A 13,215-nucleotide genomic window follows, 5' to 3' on the forward strand; every position below is an offset into this window, starting at 1 on the left:
ACCACTGCGTCGTTGCATTCAAACCCGCTCCAGCAGGCGGTCGGCCTGCGCCCGTGCCTCGTCGGTCACTTCCGCGCCGGACAGCATGCGGGCGATTTCCTCCTTGCGGTCCGCCGGGGTGAGCGGGGTGACGGATGTGCGCGTGACGGTGCCCTGGCTGGACTTGGCGATCATGTAATGCCGGTCCCCGCGCGCGGCGACCTGGGGGGAGTGCGTGACGGCGAGCAACTGACCGCCCGAGGCCAGCCGCGCCAGCCGTTCGCCGATCGCATCGGCCACCGCGCCGCCCACGCCCCGGTCGATCTCGTCGAAGATCACCGTGGCCGCGCCGCCCTCTTCCGCCAGCGCGACCTTGAGCGCGAGGATGAAGCGCGACAGTTCGCCGCCGCTGGCGATCTTGGCGAGCGGCGCAAAATCCGCGCCGGGGTTGGTGCTGATCAGAAACTCCACCGCGTCCATGCCCGATGGTCCCCACCGCTCTTCGGGCAGGCGCACCACCGAGGTCTGGAACCGCGCCGCGTCCAGCTTCAGCGGCGCAAGTTCGGCGGCCACCGCTGCATCCAGGCGCTTGGCCGCCGCGCGGCGCAGATCGTGCAGCGCACCCGCCTTGTCGCGATAGGCCAACGCGGCTTTTTGTGCCGCCTGTTCCAATGCCGCCACATGCTCGCTCCCGCCCTCGATCGCGTCGAGCGCGGCGCGCATTTCGGCCATCCTGGCGGGCAGGTCATCCACCTGGCAGCCATGCTTGCGGCCGGCGGCGCGCAGGTCGAACAGGCGGGTTTCCACCCGGTCCAGTTCGGCAGGCTCGAACGCCAGCGCATCGGCGGCACGGTCCAGCGCAGCCTCGGCTTCGTCCGCCTCGATCACCGCGCGGTCCAGCGCGGCCAGCGCCTCGGCCAGCAGGTCGTGTTCGCCGGCGATCCGGTCCAGCCGGCGCGAAGCTGCGCGCAGGCGCGCGATCGCCGAGTCCGACCCGGTCCACACGTGTTGCAGGGCGGACAGATCGTCAGCCAGCTTTTCGCCCTTCTGCATGTCCGCGCGGGCAGACGCCAGCTGCGCTTCCTCGCCATCCTCGGGCGCCAGCGCGGCCAGTTCGGCCAGATGGGCGAGCAGCAGATCCTGATCCTCGGCGGCGCGGGCCACTTGCGCGCGGGCATTGTCCAGCGCGTCCTGCGCGGCGCGCCACGCTTTCCAGGCGGCTTCCACCCCTGCAACCTCACCGCCGGCAAAGCGGTCCAGCAAGGCGCGGTGGCCGCGCGCATTCACCAGTCCGCGATCGTCGTGCTGGCCGTGGATCTCGACCAGCGCCGGGGCGATTTCGCGCAGCAGCGCCACACCGACCGGCTGATCGTTGAGGAAGGCCTTCGAGCCTCCGTCCACCCGCAGCTGGCGCTTGAGGATCAGCGGTTCGCCCGGTTCCACCTCAAGCCCGGCGTCGTCTATCGCGGCGCGCACGGAGGCGGGCAATGCGGCGAAATCGAAGCTGGCGGTAACGCTGGCCCGGTCTTCTCCGCCGCGCACCAGGCCGCTGTCCGCCCGGTTGCCCAGCACCAATCCCAGCGCATCGAGGAGGATCGACTTGCCCGCGCCGGTTTCCCCGGTGAGCACGCCAAGTCCTCGCGCGAAATCAAGGTCGAGCGCGTCGATCAGGACGATGTTGCGGATGGAAAGCCGGCTCAGCATGTTCGCGAGGCGTTCTAGCCCAAGCTAAGTCGCGCGTCACCCCGCTTCGCGCAACGTCAGGCCGGCTTCACGAACCGGAAAAGAGGTGTGCCATGAAGGTCAGCCAGCCCAGCGCCAGAATGCCGGCAATCGCCATGCGTTCGGGCACCCAGATGCGTGACCTCGCACTGCCAGAGCGCGGATCGGCCCGGAGATCGGGGCGCGGCGCGAAATCGTGATTCATATCCATGCGACCAGCCCTCTCCTGCCGATACTATCCGGCGGCGCCGCTTATCGCGCGCGCCGCCAGCAGACCGGTCTGCACCGTTATTGGTGCATCAAGCGTTAAGGCTGTTCCGAAAAATCGGGAAATTACTAAAAGTTCATTCAGCAATCGCTTCTGCAATTTTCCCGATCAGAAGCTGGACGAGACCGTGAAGCCCCAGGTGCGCGGATCGCCAGGCAGGCCGGCGATCAGGCCAGTGTTACCGGGGCCAACGAACAGCTGCTCGAAGTAGTGCTGGTCGAACGCATTGCGGACCCAGCCGTAGAGGTTGAACCCGTCATCCGTCCGGAAGCCCGCGCGGAAGTTGTGCAGGCTGTAGCCGGCCACCCAGGTATAGGCGGATGGCGACGGGTTGGACGAGAAGTTGGAGCGATAGCTGCCGTCATAGCCCACGTAGACCTGGCCGTCCTTGCCCAGCAACTTGACCGGGGTGTTGGCCTCCGCACCGAACGAGAGCGACCATTTCGACACGCCCGGCAGGCGCTGGCCGGAAATGTCGCAGTTGGCCGGGCTGAGGCCGGGCGTACCCGCCGCAGCCGGGGTCTGGGTGCCGGTGGCCACGGTGCCACCCGACAATTCTGGCGGGCACGGCGCGTCTACGAACTTCTTGTACTTGGCATCGGTGTAGGCGCCGTTGGCATAGGCGTTGAACCGCTCGCTCGGCCGGATCGAGAAGTCCGCTTCCACGCCCTGCACGCGCACCTTCTGCGCATTCGCCAGATAGCCGCGCAGCACCCCGTACTGGCCGTTGTTCACGTTGGCCTGATAGTTGCCGATATCGGTGCGGTAGATCGACAGGTTGAAGGTGGCCTTGCGGTCCCAGAACTGGGTCTTGATCCCCGCTTCGTAGTTGTGGACCGATTCGGGCTTTACCGTGGCTGCAGCCAGGATCGGATTGTTGCTGGCGTCGGTAGGCACGCCGTTGAGGTTGATGCCGCCAGACTTGAACGACTTGGCGTACGTGGCGTAAACCAGCACGTCAGGTGTGATCTTGTAGCTGGCGTTGAAATCGTAGCTGAAGTTCCAGTCGCTGAATTCCGGCGCGATCTGCTGCGGCGTATAAATGGCCAGCTGCGCGGTCTTGCGTGCGCTCGTCGGGCCGGTCAGCAGCACCGGATTGCCTTGGCCGTCGAACACCGTGCGCTGGTAAAAGCCTTCCTTCTTGTCGTAGTTCAGGCGCACGCCGGGCTGGATGGTCAATTCAGGCGTGATGTGCCAGCTGAGCTGCCCGTACAGTGCGGCGCTGGAATTCTTCAGGTACTGCGTGTTGTACGCCACCAGACCGTTCAGGACCGAGGGATCTTTCGACAGCGCATTGGACGGCGCGATATTCCACAGGCTGGACGCGGAACCCTGCGATTCGGTGCCCTGCGTATCAATGCGCTGGTAAAAGCCGAACGCACCGACCACGAAGTCGATCTTGTCGCTGCTGTAGTTGTAGCGCAGTTCCTGCGTGTACTGGTCCTGCTGCGAGGGGTTCTGCGAGAGCGCGACGATCGGCAGCCCGGTAAAGTCACGGTCGTTGGACGGGTTCCAGTCCCAGAAACGCCAGGCGGTGACGGACGTCAGCGTGCCGCCGCCCACATCCCACTTCACCCGCAGCGACGCGCCGCCGATCTTGTTCTTGGCCTGCAGCGGGGTATCGAGGTCAGTCAGCCGATCGAACGCATTGGTGCTGGGCGGCGCATACCCTTGCGCGGCGGCCAACGCGGCGAACTGGCGGTTGAGCGGGCGCTGGGTGGCGCCGGTACGCACATAGACCGAACCGCAGCAGTTCGCGTCCTGGTTGCTGAAATCGCCGGCTAAGGTAACTTCCAGCGTATCGATGGGCTTCCACAGCAGCTGCCCGCGAAGGCCCAGGTTATCCTGGCTCTGGATCCACTGGTCGGTCGTGACATTATAGATCGTGCCGCGCCGGCTGGTTGTGGACATCGCCACGCGCACCGCCAGCGTATCGGACAGCGGGCCGGACACCGCCGCCTTGGCCTGCTTGAAGTTGTAATTGCCGACCGACACCTCGGCCTTGCCCTCGAAATCGAACGTGGGCTGGTTGGTGGTGATGTTGATCGCGCCGGCGGTGGTGTTCTTGCCGTACAGGGTGCCTTGCGGGCCGCGCAGCACTTCCACCTGCTTCACGTCCAGAAAGTCGAACGTGGCCGACGCCACGCGCGAATTGTAGACATCGTCCACATAGATGCCCACGCCCTGCTCGATACCGTCGTTGGTCAGGCCGAATGGCGCACCCAGGCCGCGGATATTGACGGCGGTATTGCGCGGGTTGGACGAATAATACTGCAGCGTGGGGGTCAACTGCTGGAGGCGGCCAACGTTGAACGCCCCGGTCGAATCGATGTGATCGCCGCCCACCACCGAGATCGCCAGCGGCACGCTCTGGCTCGATTCCTGGCGGCGACGGGCGGTGACGACAATATCGCTGCCACGATCGCGCGCACCGGTGCCCACCGACGTCTGCGAATCCTGGGCTGGCGCGGCTGCATCAGCGGCAACGGTATCGGCTGCGGGCGCATCCGCCGTTTCCGCATGGGCTGCCGGCAAGCCGATCAGCGCCGTGGTGAGGATCGTGGTGCCCAGCAGGGCGCCGCGCAAAAGGCCGTTCATGTGGTCAAATCCTTTCGTAAGGGTATTGAGCGCGTCAGGCCCGGCCGGTTGCCGGCGGGCAGTATGGTCGAGCGCGGCATTGGTGCGCGATACGGCGGATGTCATGATGCTGCCCCCTGAAGACTTGTGTCGTTGGAGGCGGCCTAATGTCAACTATTTTAGTGGACAATACAGTTCGACTATCAGGGTATAAAGCCAGACTCTACGCTGCGGACAGCCCCGCGGACCCACCTTGACTTTACGAACCATTTAGGTTATACGCCGCAGCATCCTGACCTGGCGCGGCCGCGCCGGGAACGGTGTTTCGGGTCGGCGCCCTGGCGGCACGCGAGCGTAACAAAGCGGGCTTGCGCGCTTCACACCACGGTGGCGGGGCGCTTGTGCCCCCAAGCCTCGGACCGGCGCTGATTGCGAGCCTGCGCCGCCGGACCGGAACCGCTTTCCCCCAAGGCCGAGCCGGGCTGCGAACGCTCCTACCCGGCCATTCGCGCGTGCATGCACCCCCCTCGCGTCCCGCAAAGGACGCCTTGGCGCCGACCCGATGTTCCTTTGGGTTGTTAGGCAAATCCCCGGCGTTATCCCGCATTCGCCAGCGGGTGCCGGGGTGTGCCGTGACGGCAGCTCCCGGTCAGACCTTTGCTTTCAAACGGGAATCGTCCACCGACGGCCCACCGGTCAGGCGGCAACATCCTGCGGCGCGTGCTTGCGCATCAGCTTGTAGGCGCGTTGATACCAAGGGCTTTGCGGATAGTTGTGCTCCAGCACCGCCGCCGCCTTCTGCGCCTCGTCCGGCACGCCAAGCGCCAGATAGCCTTCGACCAGGCGATACAGCGCCTCGGGTGTGTGGCTGGTGGTCTGGAATTCGTCCACCACGGTGCGGAAGCGCAGCGTTGCCGCCAGCCACTTGCCGCTGCTTTCGTATGACCTTCCGATGGTCATTTCCTTACCGGCCAGGTGATCGTTCACCAGATCGATCTTGAGCTGCGCATCGCGCGCATAGACCGTACCGGGATAGCGGCGCATGATGTCCGTCAGCGCCTGCTTGGCCTGCGCGGTGGTTTTCTGGTCACGCGTCACGTCGCTGATCTGCTCGTAATAGCACATCGCGATCAGGTAATACGCGTAAGGCGCGTCCTTGTTGCCCGGGTGGATCGACAGGAAGCGCTGCGCGGACTGGATCGCCTTGTTGTAATCGCGCGCGGCGTAATAGCTGAACGCGCTCATCAACTGGGCGCGGCGGGCCCACGGCGAGTAAGGATGCTGGCGCTCAACCTCATCGAACAGGGCGGCGGCCTGCTTGGTTCGGCCTGTTTCCAGCCGTTCCTGCGCAGCGGCATAGAGCGTGTTGACATCACGTGCGACGTAGGCGGTGTCCTTGTTCTTGGCGCGCCCCCCGCATCCTGCGGTGAGCAGGATCGCCCCCGTGGTGGCAAGGAGAACGGCGGATTTCAAGGGCGAGCGTGCGAACATGGGTGGGTCTATAGCCAGCACCGGGCTGAACGCCAAGTGAAGTTGCATTCCGTGCGCAATGCAATTGTCGCAAGCCCTTGCGTGCCCTACCCTGCCCGGCATGGCAGGCAGCAGCGATCTTTATTCCCCCGTCCTTTCCGATGCCCTGGTGATCCTGGGCGCCGCCGGCATCGTGATCCCGGTGTTCAACCGCTTTCGCATCACGCCGGTGATCGGTTTCATCCTGGTGGGCCTGCTGGTCGGCCCCTTTGGCCTTGGCCGGCATGTGTTCGATTATCCCTGGCTGTCCTACTTCACGATCACCGATCCTGACGGGCTGGAGGTGTTCGCCGAATTCGGCATCATCCTGCTGCTGTTTTCGATCGGGCTGGAACTGTCGTTCCAACGCCTGTGGCAGATGCGCCGCATGGTATTCGGGCTCGGCTCGCTGGAGCTCATCTTCATCGGCGCCTCGCTGACGTTCATCCTCGCCGCGATCGGGCAGACGTTTTCCGGCGCGCTGGCACTGGGCCTCGCGCTCGCGCTGTCCTCCACCGCGCTGGTGCTCAAGATCACCGACACCACCACCCCGGTGGGCCGCGCCGCGCTCGCCATGCTGTTATTCGAGGATATCGCCCTGGTGCCGATCATCTTCCTGCTGGGCGCGCTGGGCCCCCACGCGGGCGCTGACGGTGTGGGTGAACTGCTGCACACCCTGATGTGGGGCACGGTGGCGATCGGCGCCCTGCTGGTGCTGGGCCGCTATCTGCTGCCACCCCTGTTCGCGCAGGCCGCCCGTACCAAAAGCCCGGAGCTGTTCCTGGCCGCCAGCCTGCTGGTGGTGATCCTCGCCTCGCTCGCCACCGCCGCAACCGGCCTGTCGCCCATCGTCGGCGCGCTGGTAGCCGGCCTGCTCATCGCCGAGACCGAATACCACACCGAGGTCGAACAGATCATCGAACCGTTCAAGGGCTTGGCGCTGGGGGTGTTCCTGATCACCATCGGCATGAGCATAGACTTGCAGGTGGTGTGGGAAAACCTGGGCTCGATCCTGGTCGCCACCGCAACCGTCATCGTTTTGAAAGCCGTCGTCACCGGCGTCCTGTTGCGCATGATGGGCGCGCGGCGCGGCACTGCGATGGAAACCGGCATCCTGATGTCCAGCCCGTCGGAAACCACGCTGATCGTGCTCACCGCCGCCAGCACCGCGCAGTTGATCCAACCCGGCACCGCGCAGTTCTGGCAGATCGTCACCGCGCTGGGGCTCACCGTCACCCCGCTGATGGCCTTCGCCGGCAAGATCATGGCCCGTCAGGTCGATAGCGGCGATGCGCCCCAACTGCCAGCACCGGAGGTGGACGAGAGCCGCCCGCGCACGATCATCGTCGGTTTCGGCCGGGTGGGTCATCTCGTTGCCGACATGCTGGCCCGTCACGATCGGCCCTATCTGGCGGTGGACAGCAACACCGACCTGATCGCCGCAGGCCGGCGCGGCGGCTACACCGTCGCCTTCGCCGATGCGGGCCGGGGCGATGCTATGCTCCGTCTGGGTGCGGGCGAAGCGGCGGCGGTGATCCTCACCATGGACGAACCCGTGATCGCCCAGCGCATCGTCAAGAAGCTGCGCGCCGAATTTCCCGACTTGCCGATCCTGGCCCGTGCCCGCGACGCTGACCACGCGGCCCAACTCTATCGCGTTGGCGCCAGCTATGCCGTACCCGAAACGCTGGAAAGCTCGCTGCAACTATCCGAAGCCGCACTGGTGGAAACCGGCGTCGCGATGGGCCCGGTTATCGCCTCGATCCACGAAAAGCGTGACGAGTTTCGTGAAATGATCATGGAGCGCGGCGGGCTTGCCGAGAAACCGTCGCTCCGTTCGGGCCAGCTGCGCGAGACGGAGCGGACCTGACGATCATTTCGTCAGCCAGTGTATCAACGGCTGCAACATCGTCACCCCGCCGATCGGCGCCACCAGCAGCAGCACCGCATTCACGCCCATGATGATCGCCAGCACTTTTTCGCCGCGTTTGGAAATCACCGGACCGGGCGCTGGCGGTTGCGGCGTCTCGCCTTCGGGCGGCCAGGGTTCGCGAAAATCCATGAACATGCGGTGCGGACTCCTGAAGGAGGGACGACACGCATGATAGCGACCTTCCGCCACACGCGCAAAGGCGTCTGTCGCGCCGCGCGCACCGCCTAGGGCATGCGCGGCTCGAACACGGACCAGCCGGTGCGCTGGGCCAGGCGTTCCAATGCCAGTTGGCCCAGTTGCGAATTGCCCGCCGCATTGAGCCCGGGAGACCATACAGCGATGCTGGCGATACCAGGCGCAATGGCCAGAATGCCGCCGCCCACGCCGGACTTGCCGGGCAGGCCGATGCGATAGGCAAAGTCCCCGGAATTATCGTAATGCCCGCAAGACATCATCAGCGCATTGATGCGCCGGGCGCGATTTTCCGTGACGATGCGATGCCCGTCCACCGCGCCGCCGTTCATCAGGTATCGACCGGCCAACGCCAGCTGGCGGCAGCTCATCGCCAGCGCGCAGAAGTGGAAATACGTGCCCAGCACCCGTTCCACCTCGCCATTGAGGTTGCCGAAGCTGCGCATGTAATTGGCCAGCGCGCGGTTGCGAAACCCGGTTTCCTGCTCCGCTCGCGCCACGTCGTCGTCGATGACGATCGCGTCGTCGCCCGCCAGTTCGCGCACGAAGCGCAACATCTGGCCGATCGCTTCGCGGGGTCGCAACCGGCCCAGCAGCACATCGCACACCACGATGGCCCCTGCGTTTATGAACGGATTGCGCGGAATGCCGTGCTCGGTTTCAAGCTGGACGATGGAATTGAAAGCCGTGCCCGATGGCTCGCGCCCCACCCGTGCCCACAGCTGATCGCCCACCGCACCCAGCGCCAAGGTAAGCGCAAAAACCTTCGAGATCGACTGAACTGAAAACGGCTCGTCCGCATCACCTGCCAGATGCACAGCCCCATCGGCCATCACCAGCGCCAGCCCGAACTTGTCTGCAGGCACGGCGGCCAGCGGCGGAATGTAGCTGGCGACTACACCGCGCTGCCCCTCCCACCGCATCTCATCGGCGATCGCCGCGACGATGCCGGCAAGATCGGTCATCAAAAGGGGTGGCGGATGGTCACACCCGTCGGGTTTGCCGGGCCTCCGCTCACCCGGCCAGCGCTGCCTTGACGGCGGCAATGGCGTCGGCGGCTTTCGTTCCATCCGGTCCGCCGCCTTGCGCCATGTCGGCGCGGCCACCGCCGCCCTTGCCACCTAGCGCCTCGACACCGCGCCGCACCAGCTCCACAGCGCTGACGGTATCGACAAGGTCTTGCGTCACCCCAGCGGCGATGCTGGCTTTGCCCTCGTTCACCGCCACGATGGCCGCAACGCCAGAGCCCAAGCGCTGCTTGGCCTGATCGAGAAGCCCGCGCAGATCCTTGGGGTCCAGCCCTTCCAGCACCTGGCCGGAGAACTTGATGCCGCCCACGTCCTCGTCGGCTGCTTGAGGGTTGCCCGCCCCGCCGCCGGCAGCGCCGGACAAGGCCAGCGCTTTTTTCGCCTCGGCAAGGTCGCGCTCCAGCTTGCGACGTTCTTCGAGCAGCGCGGCCACCCGGTTTTCGACGTCTTCCGGCGTAGTGCGCAGCAGGCTGGCGGCATTTTTCAGCGCATCCTCGCGCGAAACCAGCCACTGGCGCGCGCCCTCGCCCGTCATCGCCTCGATACGGCGGATGCCGGATGACACCGCGCTTTCCGACACGATGCGGAACACGCCGATGTCGCCGGTGGCGTTCACGTGCGTGCCGCCGCACAGCTCGACCGAATAGGTCCGCTCCCCGCAGGCGCGGCCCATCGACAGCACCCGCACTTCGTCGCCGTACTTTTCACCGAACAGCGCCATCGCACCTGCCGCCACAGCATCGTCGGGCGTCATCAACCGGGTCAGCACGCGCTCGTTCGCGCGGATTTCTGCGTTAACTTCCGCTTCGATCGCGGCAATATCGTCAGCGCTCAAAGCCTTGGGATGGGAAAAATCGAAGCGCAGGCGATCGGCGGCAACCAGCGAACCCTTCTGCGTTACATGCTCACCCAGTCGGCCACGCAAGGCGGCATGCAGCAAGTGCGTTGCCGAGTGGTTGGCCCGCACCGCATCGCGCCGTTCGGCATCGACGGCAAGATGCACCACGTCGCCCACGGTAATCGTGCCGGCGTCGACCGTCCCGCTCATGGCATGAAGGCGCCCCAGCGGCTTCGACGTGTCGTTAACCGTGATGCGCAGCCCGCCTGGGCCGGCAATCGTCCCGCGATCCCCTTCCTGGCCACCGGACTCGCCGTAGAATGGCGTCTGGTTGGTCAGCACCACCACCTGCTCGCCCGCATTTGCGGACGAGACTTCCATGCCATCCTTCACCAGCGCGACGACCCGGCCTTCGCCGCCGGTTGCGGTGTAGCCGGTGAACTCGCTGGCACCTTCGCGCTCGGCGATATCGAACCACACCTCGCTGTCAGCCGCTTGCCCGGAGCCCTTCCATGCCGCGCGCGCAGCCGCCTTCTGCTGCGCCATTGCCGCATCGAAACCGGCCTTGTCCACGCTGATGCCGCGCGAACGCAGTGCGTCCTCGGTCAGATCGTAGGGAAAGCCGAAGGTGTCGTAGAGCCGGAATGCGGTATCGCCGGGAAGTTCGCCGCCTTCACCCAGACCGGCGGTGGCCTCGTCAAGCAGCCTGAGGCCGTTGGACAAAGTGCGGCGAAACTGGATTTCCTCGCGTTCCAGCGTTTCTTCGATCAGCGGCTGCGCACGGCCCAACTCCGGGTAAGCCTGCCCCATTTCAGCCACCAGCGCCGGCACCAGCCGGTGCATCAGCGGATCCTTGGCGCCCAGCAGATGGGCATGGCGCATCGCCCGGCGCATGATCCGGCGCAGCACATAGCCGCGCCCTTCATTCGAGGGCAGCACGCCGTCAGCCAGCAGGAACCCGGTGGAGCGCAAGTGGTCGGCAATCACCCGGTGGCTGGCACGGGCATCGCCTTCAGCCATAACCCCGGTCAGGCTTTCGGACGCCGCAATCAGCGCCTTGAACGTATCGATATCATAATTGTCATGGACGCCCTGCATGACTGCCGAGATGCGTTCCAGTCCCATGCCGGTATCGATCGACGGTTTGGGCAGGTTGCCAACGATTTCGCCTGCAGCCTGCTCGAACTGCATGAACACAAGGTTCCAGATCTCGATAAAGCGGTCGCCATCCTCTTCGGCGGACCCCGGAGGACCACCCCAGATGTGATCGCCATGATCGAAGAAAATTTCCGAACAAGGCCCGCACGGCCCTTCATCACCCATTGCCCAGAAATTGTCCTTGGTGGGGATGCGGATGATCTTCTGGTCCGGCAACCCGGCTATCTTCTTCCACAAGTCGAACGCCTCATCGTCCGTATGGTAGACAGTGACGAGCAGCTTTTCGACCGGCAGACCCCATTCCTTGGTCAGCAGGGTCCACGCATGGGTGATCGCCTGCTCCTTGAAATAGTCGCCGAACGAAAAATTCCCGAGCATTTCAAAGAAGGTGTGGTGGCGGGCGGTGTAGCCTACGTTATCGAGGTCGTTATGCTTGCCGCCGGCGCGCACGCACTTTTGCGACGAGGTTGCGCGCGGTGGATCGCGCGTTTCAAGACCGGTGAATACGTTCTTAAATGGAACCATGCCGGCATTGACGAACATCAGCGTCGGATCGTTGTAGGGCACGAGCGGCGCGGATTGCACCGGCTCATGACCAGTGCTCGCGAAATAGTCGAGGAAGGACCGGCGGATTTCGTTGGTCGTCTGCATGGTTTGTGCCGATAAATCACGCAGCGAGCGGCGGCAAGCCGTAGTCTGCGGTCAGGCTGTTCGGGAAATGCGATAAGGCGCGGCCTGCAAAGGCGAAGTGCGGCATCTAACGGGCAGCGCGCATGTTCGATAGTCAGCATGCGCCGACTTGGGCTTGCTCAATCAAACCAGCCACGACCCCGACTTTCGAAGGTTCAAGCCGGGCACCCGGCTGGGGCTTGAACCTTCGAAACCAGCTATCAGGCGTCGTCTTCCTCGGTGGGCCCGACCATCATTTCTTCGGCGAGCCCATCCGTTTTCGTGCGGATCGCGTTTTCCAGGCGATCGCACATTTCGGGGTTGGCCTTAAGGTAGGCCTTGGAGTTTTCACGCCCCTGACCGATGCGCACAGAATCGTAGCTGAACCAGGCGCCGGACTTTTCGACGATACCGGCCTTCACGCCAAGATCGAGAATCTCACCGATCTTGGACACACCTTCGCCATACATGATGTCAAATTCGACCTGCTTGAACGGCGGCGCGACCTTGTTCTTGACGACTTTCACGCGCGTGGCGTTGCCCACCACCTCGTCCCGATCCTTGATCGCACCGGTCCGACGAATGTCGAGCCGGACGGATGCGTAGAACTTGAGCGCGTTGCCGCCGGTCGTGGTTTCCGGATTGCCGTACATCACGCCGATCTTCATGCGCAGCTGGTTGATGAAGATCACCATGCAGCGCGAGCGGCTGATCGAACCGGTCAGCTTGCGCAAGGACTGGCTCATCAGGCGGGCCTGCAAGCCCACGTGACTATCACCCATTTCGCCTTCGATTTCTGCGCGCGGAACTAGTGCGGCAACCGAGTCCACCACCAGCACATCGATCGCGTTGGAGCGCACCAGCGTGTCGACGATTTCCAGTGCCTGTTCGCCGGTGTCAGGCTGGGATACGATCAGTTCATCAATATTGACGCCCAGCTTTTTGGCATAGACCGGATCGAGCGCGTGTTCCGCATCGATGAACGCTGCCGTGCCGCCGCCCTTCTGCGCCTCGGCGATGACATGCAGAGCCAGCGTGGTCTTGCCCGAGCTTTCCGGACCGTAGATCTCGATCACCCGGCCACGCGGCAGGCCGCCGACGCCAAGCGCGATATCCAAGCCCAGCGAGCCGGTGGAGATCGCTTCGACCTGCATCGTCTCCTTCGAGCCCAGCTTCATTGCCGAACCCTTGCCGAACGCCTTGTCGATCTGGGCCAGCGCCGCATCGAGCGCCTTTTGACGGTCCATTGCTTCCTTTTCCTTGCCTTCCTGGATCAGCTTGAGCTGAGCGGCCATATTCATTCCCCATCTGCTACCTGCCTGACCGGAAAGGTCAACGTCAC

General features: G+C 64.5%; 9 protein-coding genes. 1 reads left to right on the top strand and 8 read right to left on the bottom strand.

Features of this window, described 5'->3' with window-relative positions; genetic code table 11:
- Positions 1–18 precede the first annotated feature (18 nt).
- The 4 genes from recN to ASE49_RS10495 all read right to left on the bottom strand — a co-directional run bounded on the left by recN (position 19) and on the right by ASE49_RS10495 (position 6,037).
- Positions 19–1,683, bottom strand: coding sequence for a DNA repair protein RecN (gene recN, locus ASE49_RS10485; protein ID WP_056771604.1), 1,665 nt, complete (start codon positions 1,681–1,683; stop codon positions 19–21).
- Between the two features lie 67 nt (positions 1,684–1,750).
- A complete protein-coding gene (locus ASE49_RS18230; RefSeq protein WP_156370267.1) occupies positions 1,751–1,912 on the bottom strand; it encodes a hypothetical protein in 162 nt (53 codons plus the stop codon).
- 165 nt (positions 1,913–2,077) lie between these two features.
- A complete protein-coding gene (locus tag ASE49_RS10490) occupies positions 2,078–4,567 on the bottom strand; it encodes a TonB-dependent receptor (protein WP_056772351.1) in 2,490 nt (829 codons plus the stop codon).
- A 675-nt stretch (positions 4,568–5,242) separates the two neighbouring features.
- Positions 5,243–6,037, bottom strand: coding sequence for an outer membrane protein assembly factor BamD (locus tag ASE49_RS10495; RefSeq protein ID WP_056771605.1), 795 nt, complete (start codon positions 6,035–6,037; stop codon positions 5,243–5,245).
- A 100-nt stretch (positions 6,038–6,137) separates the two neighbouring features.
- On the opposite strand from ASE49_RS10495, the gene ASE49_RS10500 reads away from it, so the two are divergent.
- Complete coding sequence (locus ASE49_RS10500; RefSeq protein ID WP_056771608.1) at positions 6,138–7,925, top strand: cation:proton antiporter domain-containing protein; 1,788 nt, start codon at positions 6,138–6,140, stop codon at positions 7,923–7,925.
- Positions 7,926–7,928: 3 nt separating this feature from the next.
- Here the strand turns inward: ASE49_RS10500 and ASE49_RS10505 are convergent, their stop codons facing one another.
- The 4 genes from ASE49_RS10505 to recA form a co-directional block, all read right to left on the bottom strand.
- Positions 7,929–8,123 carry a hypothetical protein gene (locus ASE49_RS10505; RefSeq protein ID WP_056771612.1) on the bottom strand — a complete coding sequence of 65 codons (195 nt, stop codon included), beginning with the start codon at positions 8,121–8,123 and terminating at the stop codon, positions 7,929–7,931.
- 89 nt (positions 8,124–8,212) lie between these two features.
- Positions 8,213–9,145, bottom strand: coding sequence for a glutaminase (locus tag ASE49_RS10510; protein ID WP_056771616.1), 933 nt, complete (start codon positions 9,143–9,145; stop codon positions 8,213–8,215).
- A 49-nt stretch (positions 9,146–9,194) separates the two neighbouring features.
- Entirely contained in the window at positions 9,195–11,855 is a 2,661-nt protein-coding gene (gene alaS / locus ASE49_RS10515; RefSeq protein ID WP_056771619.1) for an alanine--tRNA ligase, read from the bottom strand.
- A gap of 239 nt (positions 11,856–12,094) precedes the next feature.
- Positions 12,095–13,168 (bottom strand): recombinase RecA, encoded by a 1,074-nt coding sequence (gene recA, locus ASE49_RS10520; RefSeq protein WP_056772363.1) that lies wholly within the window; start codon positions 13,166–13,168, stop codon positions 12,095–12,097.
- Positions 13,169–13,215: the final 47 nt, after the last annotated feature.

Source organism: Novosphingobium sp. Leaf2, from assembly GCF_001421325.1.
In the GTDB taxonomy this organism is placed as follows: Bacteria; Pseudomonadota; Alphaproteobacteria; order Sphingomonadales; family Sphingomonadaceae; genus Novosphingobium.